Here is a 20014-nt window from a genome sequence, read left to right as displayed (position 1 = left end):
CCACACCGCCGGTCGAGCCCACCTCACCGCTGGTCGAGCCGGCCACGAGCGCAGCGAGTAGCCGAGTCGAGACCACCCCCACCCGAAAGGTCACCGATGAGTAGTCCCGCCACCGACTCCGACTCGCATGAGACCCCGCCGCCCGCGCTCGACACCGATCTCACCGCGGCCGACGCCCGGCGCTGGCCCGACGTCGCGGCCGTACCCACCGGCGCGGCCGCGCGGGTCCGTGGACGCGCCGCGGCATGGCTATTCCGCCACGCGACCACCGGGATCGGAGTCCGCATCGAGTTCCCCGACGGCTCACGTCGCGGAAGCAAGACCGAGACCGTGTTGCCGCGCATGATCGTTCGACGCCCGGTCGCGTTCTCGCGTCGCGTCGGCTCGGGCGGTCTGATCGGGTTCGGCGAGTCCTTCATGGCGGGCGACTGGACCACCGACGATCTCGTCGGCGTCCTCACCCCATTCGCCGAACGAGTCGCCCGGCTCGTCCCGAAGCCGCTGCAAACCCTGCGCGCCCTGGTCCTACCCCGACATCCCGCCGACGAGGAGAACACCGCCGCCAACACGCGCAGCAACATCGCGCGACACTACGACCTCTCCAACGATCTCTTCGCGACCTTCCTCGACGAGACGATGACCTACTCGAGCGCCCTGTTCGACGACCCGTCCCTCGACGCAGACGCCACGCAGACCCCCAAACCGACCTCCCAGGTCGGATTCGACGACCTCGCAGATGCCCAGCGCCGCAAGGTCGATCGCCTACTCGACGCCGCGGGTGTCGGTCCGGGCTCTCGCGTCCTCGAGATCGGAACGGGCTGGGGCGAGTTGTGCCTGCGCGCTGCAGCACGCGGGGCCACCGTGCGATCGGTGACACTCTCGAGCGAACAACGCGCGCTCGCGATGCAGCGCGTCGACGAAGCAGGCTTCGCCCACCGTGTGCAGATAGACCTGCTCGACTACCGCAGCGTCACAGGCACCTACGACGCCGTGATCTCGGTCGAGATGATCGAAGCCGTCGGCGAAAAGTATTGGCCCATCTACTTTTCGACGATCGACCGCGTACTGGCGCCAGGCGGGCGCGTCGCCATCCAGGCCATCACCATGCCCCACGACAGGATGCGCGCCTCGCGGAACACCTATACCTGGGTGCACAAGTACATCTTCCCCGGCGGACAGCTCACCTCACTGCCCGCGCTGCGCGACGTCACAGCAGAGCACACCCGACTTCGCCTGCGCGACAACCTGTCCATGGGCCATCACTACGCGGAGACACTGCGTCTGTGGCGCGAACGCTTCACCGCTCGCCGCGCCGACGTCGAATCCCTCGGTTTCGATTCGACGTTCATGCGGATGTGGCAGTTCTATCTCGCGTACTCCGAGGCCGGATTTCGCGCGGGCTACCTCGACGTGCATCAACTCGTCTTCACCCGTGATGACGACACAACCGCGAGCACCGACTCATGACAGGACTGACCGGGTGGGCGGGCTTCGGCGTGGTGACCGGAGCGTCGTTGCTGTTCATCGTTGTCCTGCAGGCGATCACGTTTGCGGTGGGGCGTCGCCTGGGCCACTACAACGTCGTCGACGTCATCTGGGGATTCGGATTCGTCGGGATCGGCTGGATCGCACTGATTCTCGGCGGCGGCGACATCACCCGGCGATGGATTCTGGCCGTCGCCGTCACGGTGTGGGGGCTGCGACTGACCTGGCACATGCTCGGCAAGGTCCGCGGCAAGGGTGAGGACCCGCGCTACGCGAAGGTCCTCGGCGAGAACCCGTCGGCCGGGCGCGTGATCCGCAAGATTTTCGGCACCCAGGGCGCCGCGCAGTGGTTCGTGTCGCTGCCGCTACAGGTTTCCGCGGTCACGCACGCAACGCACGGAATCTGGTGGATCGTGTTGATCGCGGGAGTCGTGGTCTGGGCCATCGGTATCTCGTTCGAGGCGATCGGCGACGCCCAGATGACGTCGTTCAAATCTGATCCGTCCAATAAGGGCAAGATCATGGACCGCGGGCTGTGGGCCTGGACGCGGCACCCCAACTACTTCGGCGACTCCGCCGTCTGGTGGGGCATGTGGCTCATCGCCGCGTCGGCGTGGCCCGGAGTTCTGACCGCGCTCTCACCCGTCGTGATGACCTACTTCCTGGTGTACGCAACCGGCGCGCGGCTCCTCGAGCAGTCGATGAGCAAGCGTGACGGCTACCCCGAGTACCAGCAGCGCACGTCATATTTCTTCCCTCTACCGCCAAAGACGGGTGAGGGGGCGGGTAGTCAGGGCCACGCGCCATGACCGCCCTGCTCGCATCCCCAACACCTCCAGCCCGACCGACTACTTCGACCTGGTCGTCGTATCCTGCGAGGCCGAAGACAGAGGTGTGGTTGAGGGTCGGCACGTCGCCAATTAGGGTGAACTGCGATGAACGCAGAGGCCTGTCGGTGACCGCTGACCACGATGCCGGCGACCGGCTGCCCGCACTCCTGGAGAAGATAGCTTCGGGAGACGAGCTCGCATTCGCCGAGTTTTACGACCTCACCAGCCATCGCGTCTACGGCATGGTGCTGCGCGTTCTGCGCGATCCCGGCTACAGCGAGGAGACCACGCAGGAGGTCTACCTGCAGGTCTGGCGATCTGCGTCGACGTTCCGCGCCGACCTCGGCTCGGCGTTGAGCTGGCTCATCACCCTGGCACACCGTCGCGCCGTCGACCGCGTGCGATCGGAGACCGCGAGCAGCCGCCGCGAGGAGAACTACGGAGCGCAGGACTACACCTCGACGTTCGACGAGGTCAGCGAAGCCGTCGACAAACGGGAGACCAGTTCGCAGGTCCGCGGCTGCCTAGAAACGCTGACCGACGTGCAGCGCGAATCGATCGGCCTCGCCTACTACGAGGGGCTCACCTATCGCGAGGTCGCCGAGCGACTGTCGGTGGCGCTCCCCACCATCAAGAGCCGTATCCGCGACGGAATGGCTCGCCTCCGCTCATGCCTCGGAGATCGTGATGTCTGACGAAAAGCCAATCGCCCCAGCATCTTCCGACGACAACCTCGTCAGCCTCGCCCCGATGCTCGGTCTCGACGCGCTCGGTGCGGCCGAGCGCGACTCGGTTGCCCGACGCCGCGCGAAGGCGTCGGACACCGACCGCGCCGCCTTCGACCGCGACGTCCGACTCACTCGCGAGGCGATGGCCTCGGTCAGTTCCACCACATCCGCGGCGCCGCCACCCGAACTACGCGACCGCCTGCTACGCCTCATCCGCACCGAGCCCCAGGACGACTCCCCCTCGCCCCGCCCAGCGGGCCTCTCGGCAGTGGACCCCACCCGCCGGCCCGAGGCAGCCGACACACCAACAGACCTTTCCCGCCAAACCGAAGCGCGCACGGACCTTCCCCGCCAAACCGGCGCGCGCGCGGACCTTTCCCGCTGGTCGAGCCGGTCCGGAGCGCCAGCGGAGGACCGTGTCGAGACCACCCCACGCAACCGTCGCATCCTCTACCTCGCGGCCGCGGCCGTCGTGGCTGTCGCGATCGGAGCCGTCGGCTGGGTCGTCGGCGCCAACCTCTCGTCCAACAACGAGCCTCAGCAGACCACCGCGCAGCAGGTGTTCGACGCCAAGGACATCCGCACCTCGTCGGGTTCGGTCGCCACCGGCCGCGCGACCGTCGCGTACTCCGAGAGCGCAGACGCCGGCGTGCTCGTCATGAACGACGTGCCACCACCCAAGTCAGGGACGGTCTACCAGATGTGGCTGGTCGGGCCCGAGGGAGCAACGTCGGCGGGCACCATGACCGACAAGGACGTAGCACCGTCGACCACCGCGATGATCCCGCACATCGGAAACGCGAAGGCGCTGGCGTTCACCGTCGAGCCGCCCGGCGGTTCGACGACTCCGACCAGCAGCTTTGTCGCCGAACTGCCGCTGAGCTAGATGTCCACGCCGCAGTTGCGTGGGATCCACGGGGGCATTTTTGTACCCGCGCATCCCACGCAACTTGTCAGATCAGATGCTTCGGGTGCACACGCTTGGGCATCAACTGCAGCAGCGCCAACTGACCGGCCATCTGCCAACGATTCTCGACGGCCTCGGAGTAAAGGTCGTCGAGCGCAGCCTTTCCCAGCTTGTGCGGCCCGACGATCCGATAGCACGACTGGTTGAAACTGCCGAACCACAACTGGATGAACAGCTTGGGGTTCACCATCATTCGCCACGCCGGCACCAGGCAACCGATCTCGCGGGCGAGCGCGTCCAGGTACAGCACCTGCGACGGGATCGCCTCGGTGTGGCCGGGACTCAGAGCAGTCCAGTGCTCTTCCCACTCCTTTTCGCGGCCGATGCGTTCGTCGATGTTCGACGGCACGGCCAGCTTTCCACTGCACAACCGAGCGAAGTACCGCGCCTGCATCTCCGCACAGATCGGGATGCCGCCCGAGAACGGCCGGACGAATCCGATGAACGCCGCGGTGCCGTCGTGCTCGGGGTGCAAGAAGTGCTTGTACAGGTTGCGCACGTTGCCGTCCTTTACCTGCAGATCGCCGATCGACAGCTTCTCGGTGGTGAAGCCGGTGCACAGCACGATCGCGTCGAACTCCGCCGAGCTCTTGTCACGGAAGCGCACCGTCGAACCGTCGGAGCTCGCAATTCCACTGTCGTTCAACGCCACTCGGCCGTCGACGAGACTCGGGATGAAGCTCACGTTCTTACAGAAGATCGCGCGCTGCGCCCAACTGCCGTCGGGATGCGACCGTCGATTCCAGGTGCGGATCATGTCCCAGTTGGCCGCGTTGTCGAGCGTGTCCACGTCGATCTTCGGCGGTTCCATCGGCTGTCCGAGGGGATTGACGTCGGGCTCGACGGTGCGCCGACCTCCCGGCGCCGTGCCTGCGTACGCGCGCACAACACCTGCCGCAGTGGCGAACACACCCAGCACCACCGACATCGCCAGGAACAGCGCCTTGATCACCGAGCTACGGCCCCATGCGGTGTCGAGCACGAACGGATACTCTGCCGACCTCCGGCACATCTCGTGGGCGTGCGCACGCACGGTTCCGTTGTCAGTCGTCCTCGTACGGTTGAACACACGCGGCAACAGGTAGGTGTAGGAGCGGATCGCAAGAGTGCATTCGGCTGCCACGTCACCGATTTCGCGCACGAGGTCTGCACCGGATTCGGCCATGCCGACAATCAGAACCCGCTTACCCTCGAACCGGTCGCTGTTGCGGTACTCCGACGAGTGCACGATCTCCCCGGTGAAACCCTCGAGCCCCGCGATCGCGCGGTTGGGCGTCTTGAACGGTCCGGAGCAGACAGCCACCGCGTCGAAGATCTCCGACGACGTCGCGCCCTCGCGTGAGACAGTCACCGTCCAACCCCGGTCGTCGCGCCGGATGTCGGTGACCTCTGCACCGCACGTGATGCTCTCGGCGAGGTCGAATCGGGCCGCGTACTCACGCAGATACTCCAAATACTGCGCGCGCGTGTAGAACACGCGGCCGTCCGCAAAGGGGTGATCCGAGTAGGCCATGAGTTTCATCGAGATCGTGAGCATGAGGTTGTCGTAGGCCTTCATCTGCTCGCCATCGCCCTCGTGGCGCAGCCACAGGCCGCCGAGGTCCGTGTTCTTGTCGAAGCAGACAACATCGTGCCCCTCGTCGCGCAATTGCTTGATCGTCGTCAGACCACACGGGCCCGCACCAACCACACACACCTTCACGGCAATTCCTTCGAGTCCCGGGCGCCGAGATCGGCAGCCGACCGCCAATAGATTAGGTAAGGCTAACATCACCTCGCTGCGCCCAAGGTCTCCATACGGGCAGGTCAAACGGCACACCGGTCAATTCGGGCCAAACCGACACGGGTTGCAAGCCGCCCTGAATCGTCGCCAAGTCACCACTCGCCGCCCGATTGACAGACGCGACCAGAGCCTTCACACTTGTTGCATCAGTTGCTGTCGGTTGCGCCATACGCAACTATCAGCACAAGGGTCACCGCCGACTCTCACAGACTCCCAGGCCTCACTCCCCGGCCACCGCGATCCCATACGCCACCAAGAGAGACTTCGATGGCCGATGCCCACTGACCCGCCCCAGCAGAATGCGCCGCCGACAGCACACCGAGCCGACCCGGCCATGTGCACTGTCATCGGCACACGCGTCGTCGGCCAGAGTCTCCCGGGCCAGCTCTACGTCGACCAGAAGTGGTTCGACGTCGACCTCGACGAGATCTTCGCCAAGCAGTGGATCTTCGTCGCCGCCGAAGCGGAGATCGCCGAGCCCGGCGACTACGTCACCGTCGAGTTCGGTGCGCGATCGGTCATCGTCACGCGTGACAACCTCGGCAACGTCTGCGCCCATCACAACGTCTGTCGCCACCGCGGAGCCCGCCTGATCACGCAGGCAAACGGCTCGACCGGCACCATCGTCTGCTCGTACCACTCGTGGACCTACGGCACCGACGGTCGCCTCATGTACGCCGAGGCCCAGGCTCCCGACTTCGACAAACGCTGCTTCTCGCTCCGCTCCGTCGCAGTCCGCACCATCGCAGGCCTCGTCTTCATCTGCCTCGCCGACGACCCGCCCACCGACATCGACGACGTCGCGCGCATCGTCGAACCGTATCTCGCGCCGCACAAGCTCGCGGAGGCCAAGGTCGCCAAGCAGACCGATCTCGTCGAGAACGGAAACTGGAAGCTCGCTATGGAGAACAACCGCGAGTGCTACCACTGCGGCGGCCATCCGGAACTCCTGAACGTCTTCTTCCCGACCTGGGGCTACAGCGACTCCGACGCCATCCCCGACCGGCTCACCGCTGTCGTCGAACGCTATCGACGTGCTACCGCACAACTCGCCGACACGTGGACCCGCTTCGGTCTCCCCTATCGTCGCATCGCCCAACTCGACTCCCGCCCAACGGGATTCCACATCGAGCGGGAGGCAATGGATCTCGCGGGCGAGTCGTTCACACTCGACGGAACCACCGCGTGCACGCGCCCGCTCTCCGACGACCTACCCGACCGCCGACTGGGCCGACTCTCGATGCACCTGCAACCGAACATGTGGTTGCACGTGACCAGCGATCATGCAGTGTTGTTCTCCGTCATACCGATTCGGCCCGACGAGACACTCGTGCGCACCACCTGGCTGGTCAACGCTGCGGCAGTCGAGGGCGTCGACTACGACCTCGATCGACTCACCGGGGTCTGGGAGATCACCAACCAGCAGGACGCCGACCTGGTCCGGCTTGCGCACCGGGGCATCGCCGATCCCGCCTACGTTCCCGGCCCGTACGGACCGTCGGAGTTCCAGGTCGAGGCGTTCATCAACTGGTACATCACACGGCTGCGCGTCAACCTCGGACTCGACGCCACACCGGATCAGATCGCCGAGAGCGCGTGATGAGCACCGACCACCTCCTCGTGTGCGTCGACCGCACCGAACTCACCCGCGACATGGCGACGTTCACCTTTCGCGCCGTCGAGCCGTACACGTTCGTGTTCAACCCAGGGCAGTTCCTGTCGGTCGGAATCGAGATCGATGGGCGCGTCGTCGAACGGTGCTACTCGATTTCGTCGTCGCCCACCCGCCCGGACACCCTGTCGATCTCGGTGAAACGCAAAGTAGGCGGTTACGTGTCGAACTGGTTGCACGACAACATGTCTGAAGGCCGCACGATCACTGCATCCGGACCACTCGGCCGGTTCAGCTACATCGACAAGGCCGCGACCAAACTCTTGTTGATCTCCGCCGGGAGCGGCATCACACCGGTGATGTCGATGCTGCGGGCAGCGACCGATTCCGACAGCAGCACCACGCCCGACATCGTCTTCATCCACAGCGCCCGCACGCTCGACGACATCCCGTTCCGCACCGAGCTGGCCGACCTCGCCGTCACGCACCCCAAAGTCGCTGTCGCCTTTGCCTGTACGCGCCTCACCGACGACGATTCGGGTGCCGCGTGGTCGGGGCATCGTGGCCGACTCGACGCCGCTGCCCTCGCCCGCATCTGCCCCGATCTCGCCGAGAGGGAGGTCTTCCTCTGTGGCCCAGGCCAGTTCCGTGCGGGTGTCCGTTCGGCTCTTGTCGCCTCCGGCGGTTCGCTGACGCGAATACACGAGGAGAGCTTCGGCTTTCGACTGCCAACCAGCGACGACGGCGCTCCCTCCGACGGCGTCAGCGTCGACTTCACCCGCCGCGCACGCCGCATCCACGTCGGCGCAGGCACGACGATCCTCGCCGCCGCGGCGGCTGCGGGAGTCACGCTCCCGTCGTCGTGCGGTGTCGGCCTGTGTGGCTCGTGCAAGGTGACCAAGACCTCGGGCGACGTCGTGATGAACCATCAGGGCGGGATTCACCGACGCGAAATCGAGCAGGGCAAGATCCTGCTCTGCTGCTCCGAACCACTCTCGCCCGTCGTGATCGATCTGTGAGGACCCCATGACCAGCCCCCATCCAGACTTCCTCTGGCGCAACCCCGATCCCGCGCCGAACTACGATGTGGTGATCGTCGGCGGCGGCGGTCATGGTCTCGCCACCGCCCACTATCTGGCGCGCAATCATGGGATCACCAATGTCGCTGTACTCGAACGTGGTTGGCTCGCGGGCGGGAACATGGCACGCAACACGACCCTGATTCGCTCCAATTACCTGTGGGACGAGAGCGCCGCGATCTACGAGCATTCCCTCAAGCTCTGGGAGGGACTCGAGGACGAGCTCGGTTATCCGATCCTGTTCAGCCAACGCGGTGTGCTCAACCTTGCACACACCGAGCAGGATGTCCGTGACTCAGTTCGCCGAGTAGAAGCCAACCGGCTCAACGGAATTGACGCCGAATGGCTCGATCCCAAGCAGGTCGCCGAGGTCTGCCCGATCGTGAACACCTCCGCGGACATCCGCTATCCCGTCCTGGGTGCCACATTTCAGCCGCGCGGCGGGATCGCCAAGCACGACTGGGTCGCATGGGGATTCGCGCGCAGCGCAAGCGACGCCGGGGTCGACATCATCCAGAACTGCGAGGTCTTCGGGTTCGAGACCGACGGGGGCAAGATCACCGCGGTCAGTACCAGCCGCGGGCGTATCGGAGCAGGCACCGTATCGCTGTGCGCCGCAGGCCACACGTCGACACTCGCCGATCCGCTCGGCATCGACCTTCCCCTGCAGAGCCACCCGCTGCAGGCACTCGTCTCCGAACTCCTCGAACCCGTGCACCCCACCGTCGTGATGTCCAACGCTGTGCACGTGTACGTATCGCAGGCGCACAAGGGTGAGCTGGTGATGGGAGCGGGCGTCGACTCGTACAACGGATACGGCCAGCGCGGCGCCTTCCAGATCATCGAACGCCAGATGGCGGCGGCCGTCGAACTGTTCCCGATCTTCGGCCGGGCCAGGCTGCTACGGACATGGGCGGGCATCGTCGACGTCACCCCCGACGCCTCACCGATCCTCGGCGCCACACCGTACGACAATCTCTTCCTCAACTGTGGCTGGGGCACAGGCGGTTTCAAGGCAACTCCGGCCGTCGGCTGGTGCCTCGCGCATACCGTCGCGACCGGCGCACCGCATCCGATCAACGCTCCGTTCACCATCGAGCGCTTCACCACCGGCGAACTCATCGACGAACACGGCGCCGCAGCGGTAGCGCACTGAGCACCGTTACTGAAACCGCAGCCACTGAGTACCAGGAGATCCGTTGCAACTCATCACCTGCCCGCACTGCGGGCCACGCGAAGAAGTCGAGTTCCACTACGGTGCCGCCGCGGGCGTCGCCTACCCCGACCGGCCCGCCGACCTCGACGACGCCGCGTGGGCGCGCTATCTGTTCTTCCGCCCCAACCCGAAAGGCGCACTGACAGAACGCTGGTGCCACAGCGCAGGTTGTCGGCAGTGGTTCACCGTCCAGCGCGACACCGTCACCTACGCGATCGTGCCGGCACCGGCCGAGGAGACCGCCCGATGACCCAGACCTTCCGCACCCCCTCCGGCGGACGAGTCGATCGCACTACACCCATCGACTTCGTCTTCGACGGTGCCACCTACACCGGTTACGCCGGCGACTCACTGGCATCGGCATTGCTGGCCAACGGAGTTCGCTCGATCACCAGCAGCGTGATACTCCACCGCACCCGCGGCGTCACGGGTTCGTGGGCCGACGATGCCACCGCGCAGATCGGCGTCGACACTCCGTACAGCGAACCAATGGTCCCCGCGACCACAGTCGAGTTGTGCCCCGGCCTCGTCGCACACGGCGTCCCGGGACTGGGCCGCTTGTCATTCGACGTCGACACCGCCCGCTACGACTCGTTGCACCACCATCCCGACCTGCTCGTCGTCGGCGCCGGACCCGCAGGCCTCATGGCGGCGCTGATCGCCGCCCGCGCGGGTCTGCAGGTCCTGCTCCTCGACGAGCGCGCCGAGCCCGGCGGCGCAACACCGTGGGCAGCCTGGGTTACCGACGCCGTTACCGAGTTCGACTCACTGCCCACCACCACCCGACTGAACCGCACCACCGCGTTCGGCGCATACGACGACGGGTTCGTCCTCGCTGTCGAACGCCGCACAGACCACCTGGGAACGGCAGCACCGCAGCACATCTCACGACAGCGCGTTCATCGCATCCGAGCCCGGCACACCGTCGTCGCCGCAGGCGCGCACGAACGTCCGATCATCTTCGGCAACAACGACCTTCCCGGCGTCATGCTTGCCGGCGCGGCGGCCGATTACCTGCGCCGATACGGAGTGCTCGTCGGCACCAGCGCCGTCGTCTTCACCGCCTGCGACGCCGCATACGACGCCGCTTTCGCGTTGGCACAGGAAGGAGTCGAGGTCCGTGCGATCGTCGACGTGCGCGCCACCGTGTCGACCGATCTGGCCGAACAGGCTGCGGCCCTGAACATCCCACTGCGAGTCGACGACGCCGTGGTCGAGGCTCTCGGCACCGATTCGGTAGAGGGCGTGCGCCTCCTGGACGGCACGTCACTCGACTGCGACACGGTACTGGTCTCCGGAGGCTGGAATCCCGCTGCGCACCTGTGGAGTCAGCTGCGCGGTCCGCTGACCTTCGACGCCTCCGCCGCAGCCTTTCTACCCACGGGAACGCTTCCCACCACTGAGATCGCGGGCGCGGCAGCCGGAATGCTCACCACGCCATCGTGTCTCGCCGACGGCCGTCGAGCAGGGCTATCAGCAGTGCGCGCGCTCGGCGTCGTCGCACCCGAGTTCCGAGCGATTCCGCACGTCGGTGAGCGCACCCCGGCCGCGACGGAAGTGTGTTGGCGGGTTGCCGAATCCGATTCCGCTACATCGTTTGTCGATCTCCAGCGCGATGCCACGGTCGCCGACGTCGAGCGTGCCGTCGGCGCCGGGATGACGTCTGTGGAGCATGTCAAGCGCTACACCACGATCGGTACGGCACACGATCAGGGTAAGACGTCGGGCATTGTCGCCTCGGGCATCGTCGCGGAGTTGCTCGGCGTCGACGTCACCGCTACTGGTACCACGACGTTCCGTCCGCCGTACACCCCGGTGTCATTCGCAGCGTTGGCAGGTCGCGACCGAGGCGATCGCTACGATCCGGTTCGACGAACCGCGTTGCACCACTGGCACAGTGAGCGCGGCGCGGTGTTCGAGGATGTCGGCCAGTGGAAGCGTCCGCGCTTCTATCCGCGCGGCGGCGAGGACATGGCGTCGGCCGAGCTCCGCGAATGTGCCGCTGTCCGTTCGGGAGTCGGCATACTCGACGGTTCGACGCTCGGCGTCATCGACGTCGCGGGGCGAGACGCCCCTGCCTTCCTCGACATGCTCTACACCAACATGATGAGCACACTGCGGGTCGGCAAGATTCGCTACGGCGTGATGTGTGGACCCGACGGCATGGTCAAGGACGACGGCACCGTCATGCGCATCGCGGACGACCGCTACACCGTCTACACCACCACCGGAAACGCGGCCGCCATCCTCGACTGGATGGAGGAGTGGCACCAGACCGAATGGCCGGAGCTGCAGGTGTTCACCACCTCGCTGACCGATCACGTAGCGACGTTGCCCGTCGTGGGTCCGCGGTCGCGCGACGTCGTGGGTGCCGTGTTCGACGACCTCGACGTGGACAACGACGCCTTCGGCTTCATGGACTGGCGCGATACGACTCTCGACGGCGTTCCGATCCGAATAGGGCGCATCAGCTTCTCCGGCGAGCTCGCCTTCGAGGTCAACGTCGCCACGGAATACGCACTCGACGTGTGGTGCGCACTGCTCGACGCCGGTGAACGATACGAGATCACACCGTATGGAACCGAGACCATGCACGTGCTGCGCGCCGAGAAGGGGTACCCGATCATCGGCCAGGACACCGACGGGACTGTCACGCCACACGACCTCGGCATGAGTTGGGTGGTGTCGAAGAAGAAGTCCGACTTCATCGGAAAGCGCTCGTTCTCCCGTGCCTCCGACCGTAATCCGTTGCGCAAGCATTTCATCGGGCTGCTGCCGACCGATGCGTCGACGGTGTTGCCGGAGGGATCGCAGATCGTCGCGCACAATCCGGACGGCACGCTGCCACCGCCACCCGTTCCGATGCTCGGGCACGTCACCTCCAGCTACCTCAGCGCCGAGCTCGGACGGCCGTTCGCACTAGCGCTCGTGAAGGGTGGCCGGGATCTGGTCGGTTCACGGCTGTCGGTGCCCGTCGGTGATCGCCTCGTCGAGGTCGAGGTCACCTCACCGGTCTTCGTCGACCAGGAAGGAACACGTCGTGATGGCTGACATCTCGCTTACACCGCACTCGCCGCTGTCCGGTTGGCAGGAGGTATTCGACGCGCTCGCCCCCGCGGTGCAGCTGACTGAAACCCCTGTGGCGCAGTCAATCGTCCGCACTTCCGATGCCGATGCGATCGCACGACTCGACCTGCCGGGCGTCTGCGAACTACGACGCCACGACGGTGAGGTCGCGGTCTGGCTCGGCCCCACTGAGTGGCTGCTCTATCGCGAGGGAGTCTCGGGCCACGACTTCGTCTACGACGTCGTATCCCGCGCAGGCGACAACGCATACGTCATGGATGCGACGGGGCAGCGTGCCCGACTCGTCCTCGGCGGACCCCACGCCCGCACGATCCTGGCCCACGGTTGTGCAGTTGATCTGTCCGACAGCGCATTTCCACCCGACCGCGCAGTCTCGACGCTAGTCGCCCAGACGGGCGTCGTGATCCACCGCGACGAACACGCCGACACGTACACCCTCTTCGTGCGCTCGTCGTTCGCCGACTACTTGGCCGATTGGCTCGTCGACGCCGCGACCGAATATGCGGCTACGACAGCCACTGACACGATCCCCTCGACCTGAAAGTTCGCCATGCCCTCGACCTTCACGCTGACCCTGCGGTGCCCCTCGCGCGGCGGCATCATGCACGCCATCTCGTCGTTCCTGTTCAGTCACGGCTGCGAGGTCATTGACCATCGACAATTCGACGACCCGACAACTCACACGCTCTTCGTACGTACGGAATTCGCCTCTGCCCGGCAATCCAGCGCGGACGACATGGTCCGCGCGTTCGAGCATCTCGCCAGCGGGATCGACGCCGAGTTCGAGATCCACGATCGCACGCCTGCGCGGATCGTCGTCATGGTCTCCAAACTCGGCCACTGCCTCAATGACCTGATCTTCCGTTGGCGTGCAGGAACACTCGGAGGTGAGCTCGTCGCGGTCGTGTCCAACCACACCGATCTCGAACCGATGGCAACTTCCGCCGGACCCCCGTTCCGGCATCTGCCGGTATCGCCGGACACGAAGGTCGACGCCGAGGCACGAAGGTCGACGCCGAGGCACGACTCCTGGCAACCGTCGACGAGTTCGACGCCGATCTCGTCGTCCTCGCCCGATACATGCAGATCCTGTCCGACGAGGCTTGCGCGAAGCTGCGCGGCAGGGCGATCAACATCCACCACTCGTTCCTCCCCGGATTCAAGGGCGCCAAGCCTTATCACCAGGCACATCAACGCGGCGTCAAGTATGTCGGCGCGACAGCGCATTACGTGACAGCGGATCTCGACGAGGGCCCGATCATCGAACAGGAGGTGATCCGCATCGATCACACCCACGACCCGCGCAGGCTCGCCACGGTCGGCAGCGACGCCGAAGCCTCGGCGCTCTCCCGCGCCGTCCGCTGGCACAGCGAGAACCGCGTCCTCATGAACGGAACCAGCACCGTGGTGTTCAGCTAGCCGCCCGCCGGTCGAGCTTGTCGAGACCACCGCCCCGCCCGCCGGTCGAGCGCCCCGCCGGTCGAGCTTGTCGAGACCACCCCCACCAAAAGGAAACCCCATGCCCACTCCCAAAGTCGTCATCGTCGGCGCAGGCATCGTCGGCACCTCGCTGGCCGATGAGCTCACCGCGCGTGGCTGGAGCGACGTGACAGTCCTCGACCGCGGGCCGCTCTTGGCCACCGGTGGATCGACCTCGCACGCACCGGGTCTCGTGTTCGCGACCAATCCGTCGAAGACGATGACCGAGCTCGCGCGCTACACCCTCGAGAAGTTCTCCACGCTCGAACATCCCGACGGCTGGTGCTTCAGTCACCTCGGAGGGCTCGAGGTTGCCACCACGCAGGCACGCCTGGACGACCTCCACCGCAAGGCAGGCTGGGCTGCCTCGCGCGGAGTCGAACATGAGCTCCTGTCTCCCGCAGAGTGTCTCGAACGCCACCCCCTGATCGATCCAGACCAGATCGTCGGAGGGTTGTTCACGCCGCGCGATGGTCTCGCCAAAGCGCTGCGGGCAGCAGAAGCTCAAGCGACGCGGGCGATCTCACGTGGTGCGCGGTTCGTCCCGCACACCGAGGTGATCGATGTCGTCGAATGCAACGGTGAGGTACGTGGCGTCCGCACCGCGACCGGGGTCGTCGACGCCGACATCGTGGTGTGCTGCACAGGTTTCTGGGGCAGAGAGTTCGGCCGCCGCGTCGGGCTCACCATCCCCCTCGTCCCGATGGCGCATCAGTACGCATACACCACGCCGCTGGAATCGCGCCACGGCGCCAATTCTGCTGTCGCAGAGGCCTCGCTGCCGATCCTGCGCCATCAGGACCGCGACCTCTACTACCGGGAGCACGGCGACCGCCTCGGCATCGGCTACTACGGTCATCGCCCGATGCCGAGCGACGTCAACGCACTCGACTACGACTCGACCGTCTCGCTCGAGGAGATGCCGTCGAAACTGATGTTCACGCCAGACGATTTCGCCGAAGCCTGGGACCAAACCATCACGCTCATACCAGAACTCGCGACAGGGAAGGTCGACGACGGCTTCAACGGCATCTTCTCGTTCACCCCCGACGGGCACTCCGTCGTCGGAGAACACCGCGACCTCAAGGGATTCTGGGTCGCCGAGGCCGTGTGGGTCACACACTCCGCGGGTATCGCACGCACCGTCGCCGAGTGGATGGTCGACGGCGCGCCCAGCGTCGACACCCACGAGTTCGATCTGTACCGGTTCGAAAACGCCGCTCTCACAGACGACTACATCCTCACGACGAGTTCGCAGTCGTTCGTCGAGGTCTACGACATCATCCATCCGCACGACCAGGTTGCCGCGCCCCGCGGAGTGCGCACCAGCCCGTTCTACGACCGGCAAGCCGCGCTCGGCGCAGAGTTCTGGGTCGCGAATCTGTGGGAGCGGCCGGCGTGGTTCGAGGCCAATCAGCCGATACTCGACGAACTCGTCGCCGGTGGCCTGCAGATCCCGCTGCGCGACGCATGGTCGGCACGCAACTGGTCGCCCATCTCGGTCGCGGAAGCAGCGTGGACCCGCAGTCATGTCGCGATGTACGACATGACACCGCTGACCCGCTACGAAGTCTCCGGCCCCGGGGCCGCCGACTTCCTCCAGCGGATGACCACCAACAATGTCGACAAGTCGATCGGCTCCATCACCTACACGCTCATGCTCGACGACGAAGGCGGCGTGCGGTCGGACCTGACGGTCGCCCGCCTCGGCGCCGATCTGTTCCAGGTCGGGGCCAACGGACCGATCGACTTCGACTGGTTGTCTCGCCACCTTCCTGCCGATCGCAGCGTGACACTACGAGACATCACCGGCGCAACGTGCTGCATCGGGCTCTGGGGCCCATCGGCTCGCGACGTCGTCGCACCACTGACGCCAACCGGCCTGACCAACGACGGCCTGAAGTACTTCCGCTGCGTCCAGACAACCATTGGGTCCGTACCCGTGACACTCATGCGGGTGTCCTACGTCGGCGAGCTCGGGTGGGAGATCTACGCCGACGCCGAGTACGGCCGTGGTTTGTGGGACCTCCTCATGGCGGCGGGCGCTGAGCACCGCATCATTGCCGCGGGCCGGATCGCCTTCAATGCGCTGCGCATTGAGAAGGGCTACCGATCCGCCGGCGTCGACATGACGACCGAACACACCCCCGACGCGGCCGGGCTGAGCTTCGCCGTGAAGTCGTCGAAGCCCGAGTTCGTCGGAAAGAATGCCCTGGACCAGCGGGTATGCCCCTTGCGCCTGCGAACCCTCAAGTTCGACGACCCTGCTGCCGTGGTACTCGGGAAGGAGCCGGTCAGGGTAGACGGGGACGTCGTCGGATACGTCACGAGCGCAGGGTGGTCGCCGACGGTCGGCGCGTGTCTCGCGTACGCGTGGCTGCCGTCGGATCTGCCCGATTCCACGGCCGTTGCGGTCGATTACTTGCGCACGTCGTATGGTGCCTTAGTGATCTCGGATCCGGTGGTCGACCCCGAGATGGCTCGAATCAAGCAGTAAGTGTCCACCGCTACCTGCGAAAAGAGGCGCCATGGCGAACATGAATGATGTGCGGAAACGCTACACACTCGACCCGGTGGTGTTCGGTGCGACGGCAGCACTGATCATCGCGTTTCTCATCTGGGGTCTTATCAAGCCCCATAATCTCGCGTCCGTCTCGTCGACCGTCCTCGACTGGATCACCAGCAACCTCGGTTGGCTGTTCATCCTCACCGCAACCGGTTTCGTCATCTTCGCAATCTGGCTCGCCCTGAGTAAGTACGGGCGCATTCCGCTCGGCAAGGACGGCGACAAACCCGAGTACCGCACGGTGAGCTGGATCGCGATGATGTTCAGCGCAGGCATGGGCATCGGCTTGATGTTCTTCGGCGCATACGAACCACTGTTCCACTTCGTCAAGGCACCGCCCGGATACTCCGCTCGCGACGTACAGGTTGCGATGGCAACCACCATGTTCCACTGGGGATTTCATCCGTGGGCGATGTACGCAGTCGTCGGCTTGGCCATCGCATACTCCACCTATCGCCTTGGCCGAAGCCAGCTCATGAGTGCGGTTTTCGCTCCGCTACTTGGCAATTCGGCGAATGGCCCAGTCGGCAAGATCATTGACATCCTCGCGATCTTCGCGACGCTGTTCGGAACCGTCGCCTCACTGGGACTCGGTGCGCTGCAAATCGGTTCGGGCCTGGACAAGGTCGGTTGGGTGAAGAATCCGTCGACCATGGTCCTCGTGACGATCATCGCGGTGCTGACCGCCGCTTTCGTCGCGTCGGCCGTGTCGGGTATCGCCAAGGGAATTCAGTGGCTGTCGAACATCAACATGGTGTTGGCGCTGATCCTCGCGGTGTTCGTGTTCGTCGTTGGCCCCACCGTATTCATCCTCAACCTCCTGCCCACCACGATGGGCGCCTACGCCAACGACGCCCTCGGCTTCTCCGCACGATCCGGCGCGACGGTCGACGCCGACGGTGAGAGCTGGCTGGCATCGTGGACCATCTTCTACTGGGCATGGTGGGTGTCCTGGACCCCCTTCGTCGGTATGTTCCTGGCGAAGATCTCCAAGGGCCGCACCATCCGTGAGTTCGTCGTCGGCGTGATGATCGTGCCAACTGTGGTGTCGCTGTTGTGGTTCTGCATCTTCGGCGGATCGGCGATACGTGAATTCACCGACGGCAAGCTGCCTTTCGATCCCGACACCAGCGCCAGCGAGGACACGCTCTTCGACGTCTTGGCCAACATGCCCTGGACGGCGATAGCCTCCGCGCTCGTCATGATTCTGGTCGCCATCTTCTTTGTCTCCGGCGCGGATTCGGCGTCGTTGGTGATGGGTACGCTCTCGCAACGCGGTTCGCCCGAACCGAGTAGGTGGATCACCATCTTCTGGGGTGTATCCACCGGCGCGGTCGCCGCGGTGCTGCTCGCGGTCAGCGGCGACGACGGGCTCAACGGCATCAAACAGATGGCGATCATCGCTGCGCTGCCGTTCGTGTTGGTGATGGTCGGCATGTGCGTGTCGCTGTACATGGATTTGCGCCGCGACCCGTTGATCGTCGCTCGTGGTCTGCTCTCCGATCGCGTCGACGAGCACATCCGCGAAGAGGCTGTCAAGATCGAGACCAGCGAGTTCGCGGTGCTCGACCCCGAAACCGGCGACCCGATCGCTCCCTTCGTCAACGGCACCGTCGAAACCATCCCGTCCGCAACGGAAGACGCGGGAACTACGGAAGGCAAGAGAACCGAATGACCCAACCGCTCGCGGGGCTGATCGGCACGCATCAGCTCTACATCGACGGCACGTGGCGCCCCGCCTCCGACGGCGGCGTCCGCGCGCTGATCAACCCTGCGAACGGCACCGAGTTCATCTCTGTCGACGAGGCTAGCTCCGACGACGCGACAGCCGCCGTCACCGCTGCACGTACGACGTTCGACGACGGCAAATGGCCTGCGACGCCGGTCGCCGAGCGAGCAGCGCTTCTACGCCGTATCGCCGACCTGTTGGTCCGCGACAAAGCAGACCTCGCATACATCGAGACACTCGACACCGGAAAGACGTTGGCGGAGAGTGAGATCGACATCGACGACGTCGAGTCGGTGTTCCGCTACTACGCCTCGCTCGTCGAGACGTCTGCCGATCGGCTCGTCGACGTCGGCAACCCCGCCGTGATCAGCCGAGTGGTGCGCGAGCCGATCGGGGTCTGCGTTCTCATCGCGCCCTGGAACTATCCGCTCCTGCAGATCTCGTGGAAGATCGCCCCCGCGCTCGCAGCAGGTTGCACCATGGTCGCCAAACCCAGTGAGGTGACGCCCCTTTCGACGATCGCTTTCGTCAGGCTGTGCGAGGAGGCAGGAGTCCCCGCCGGGGTACTCAACCTGGTGCAGGGGTCCGGAGCCGTTCTCGGTCCCGCGCTCACCGACAACCCCGACGTCCACTTCATCTCGTTCACGGGCGGCCTGCAGACCGGCATTGTGATCTCGGAGACCGCCGCCAAACACGTCACCAAGGTCGCCGTCGAACTCGGCGGAAAGAACCCGCACATCGTCTTCGACGACGCCGACTGGGAATCGTCGGTCGACCAGGTACTCACCGGGGTGTTCCTACACTCGGGCCAGGTGTGCTCGTCGGGCACACGGCTCATCGTGCAGTCCTCCATCGCCGACGACTTCGTCGACGCTCTCGTCCAGCGCGCCTGCACCATTCGCATGGGCGACGGACTCGATCCGACCAGCGAGACCGGCCCCCTGGTGTCGCAGGCACAACTCGACAAGATGCACGCCTACGTGGCGTCGGCCAAGGACGAAGGCGCCGTGCTGCGTTGCGGCGGCGGACGGCCGGATCGCGACGATCTCGATCCGGGCGGATACTTCTTCTCCCCCACCATCTTCGACCACTGCGACCGGTCTATGACGATCGTCCGCGACGAGACTTTCGGACCGATCCTCACCGTCGAACGATTCGAGACCGAGGAGCAGGCGCTCACACTCGGAAACGACACCGCATACGGTTTGGCCGCGGGAGTCCGCACCTCCGACGCCGCGCTCGGCGAACGGATGGTTCGCGGTCTGCGACACGGAACCGTGTGGCTCAACGACTTCGGCTACTACACACCAGCCGCCGAATGGGGAGGATTCGGCAAGTCCGGCAACGGACGCGAACTGGGCCCGACTGGGCTCGCGGAATACCAAGAAACAAAGCACATCTGGCACAACACCGCGCCGTCGGCGTCGCGGTGGTTCGGACCGGAATGATCACG

General features: G+C 65.3%; 14 protein-coding genes and 1 pseudogene. 14 read left to right on the top strand and 1 reads right to left on the bottom strand.

The features are described 5' to 3' along the window. Positions 1-96: 96 nt before the first annotated feature. From B3T59_RS00790 to B3T59_RS00775, 4 genes are all read left to right on the top strand, one after another. Positions 97-1467 (top strand): class I SAM-dependent methyltransferase, encoded by a 1371-nt coding sequence (locus tag B3T59_RS00790; RefSeq protein ID WP_287001265.1) that lies wholly within the window; start codon positions 97-99, stop codon positions 1465-1467. After that, positions 1464-2294: a DUF1295 domain-containing protein gene (locus tag B3T59_RS00785; RefSeq protein ID WP_064861752.1), complete on the top strand. Its 831-nt coding sequence runs from the start codon at positions 1464-1466 to the stop codon at positions 2292-2294. The genes B3T59_RS00790 and B3T59_RS00785 overlap by 4 nt, the downstream gene beginning before the upstream one ends. A 146-nt stretch (positions 2295-2440) precedes the next feature. After that, positions 2441-3010: an ECF RNA polymerase sigma factor SigK gene (sigK, locus tag B3T59_RS00780; protein WP_005207638.1), complete on the top strand. Its 570-nt coding sequence runs from the start codon at positions 2441-2443 to the stop codon at positions 3008-3010. Further along, complete coding sequence (locus tag B3T59_RS00775; protein WP_287001264.1) at positions 3003-3929, top strand: anti-sigma factor; 927 nt, start codon at positions 3003-3005, stop codon at positions 3927-3929. The genes sigK and B3T59_RS00775 overlap by 8 nt, the downstream gene beginning before the upstream one ends. Before the next feature lie 67 nt (positions 3930-3996). Here B3T59_RS00775 and B3T59_RS00770 read toward each other — a convergent pair whose 3' ends face one another. Continuing rightward, on the bottom strand, positions 3997-5712 hold the full coding sequence (locus B3T59_RS00770) for a flavin-containing monooxygenase (RefSeq protein ID WP_287001263.1): 1716 nt from the start codon (positions 5710-5712) through the stop codon (positions 3997-3999). A 415-nt stretch (positions 5713-6127) separates the two neighbouring features. Between B3T59_RS00770 and B3T59_RS00765 the strand changes: the two genes are divergently transcribed. From B3T59_RS00765 to B3T59_RS00720, 10 genes and pseudogenes are all read left to right on the top strand, one after another. Next, positions 6128-7393 (top strand): aromatic ring-hydroxylating oxygenase subunit alpha, encoded by a 1266-nt coding sequence (locus B3T59_RS00765; protein ID WP_287001266.1) that lies wholly within the window; start codon positions 6128-6130, stop codon positions 7391-7393. Then, positions 7393-8424 carry a hybrid-cluster NAD(P)-dependent oxidoreductase gene (locus B3T59_RS00760; RefSeq protein ID WP_287001262.1) on the top strand — a complete coding sequence of 344 codons (1032 nt, stop codon included), beginning with the start codon at positions 7393-7395 and terminating at the stop codon, positions 8422-8424. Before B3T59_RS00765 ends, B3T59_RS00760 begins: the two co-directional genes overlap by 1 nt. 7 nt (positions 8425-8431) lie before the next feature. Continuing rightward, positions 8432-9640, top strand: coding sequence for a sarcosine oxidase subunit beta family protein (locus B3T59_RS00755; protein WP_287001261.1), 1209 nt, complete (start codon positions 8432-8434; stop codon positions 9638-9640). A gap of 43 nt (positions 9641-9683) precedes the next feature. Then, positions 9684-9950, top strand: coding sequence for a sarcosine oxidase subunit delta (locus B3T59_RS00750; protein WP_251721499.1), 267 nt, complete (start codon positions 9684-9686; stop codon positions 9948-9950). Then, a complete protein-coding gene (locus B3T59_RS00745) occupies positions 9947-12751 on the top strand; it encodes a 2Fe-2S iron-sulfur cluster-binding protein (protein ID WP_287001260.1) in 2805 nt (934 codons plus the stop codon). The genes B3T59_RS00750 and B3T59_RS00745 overlap by 4 nt, the downstream gene beginning before the upstream one ends. Further along, entirely contained in the window at positions 12744-13328 is a 585-nt protein-coding gene (locus B3T59_RS00740; protein ID WP_287001259.1) for a sarcosine oxidase subunit gamma, read from the top strand. The genes B3T59_RS00745 and B3T59_RS00740 overlap by 8 nt, the downstream gene beginning before the upstream one ends. 9 nt (positions 13329-13337) lie before the next feature. Then, positions 13338-14206: pseudogene (purU, locus tag B3T59_RS00735) on the top strand (formyltetrahydrofolate deformylase). Positions 14207-14306: 100 nt separating this feature from the next. After that, positions 14307-16763 carry a GcvT family protein gene (locus B3T59_RS00730; protein ID WP_287001258.1) on the top strand — a complete coding sequence of 819 codons (2457 nt, stop codon included), beginning with the start codon at positions 14307-14309 and terminating at the stop codon, positions 16761-16763. 31 nt (positions 16764-16794) lie between these two features. Beyond that, the gene (locus B3T59_RS00725; RefSeq protein WP_064905282.1) at positions 16795-18507 is read left to right on the top strand and encodes a BCCT family transporter; all 1713 of its coding nucleotides are present in this window, start codon (positions 16795-16797) and stop codon (positions 18505-18507) included. Next, positions 18504-20009: an aldehyde dehydrogenase family protein gene (locus B3T59_RS00720; protein ID WP_287001257.1), complete on the top strand. Its 1506-nt coding sequence runs from the start codon at positions 18504-18506 to the stop codon at positions 20007-20009. The genes B3T59_RS00725 and B3T59_RS00720 overlap by 4 nt, the downstream gene beginning before the upstream one ends. Positions 20010-20014 lie beyond the last annotated feature (5 nt).

The organism is Gordonia sp. UBA7860 (assembly GCF_002500165.1).
Classification (GTDB): Bacteria; Actinomycetota; Actinomycetes; order Mycobacteriales; family Mycobacteriaceae; genus Gordonia; species Gordonia sputi.
The sequence above is the reverse complement of the archived record's forward strand: the minus strand, read 5'-3'. Positions and strand labels throughout refer to the sequence as shown.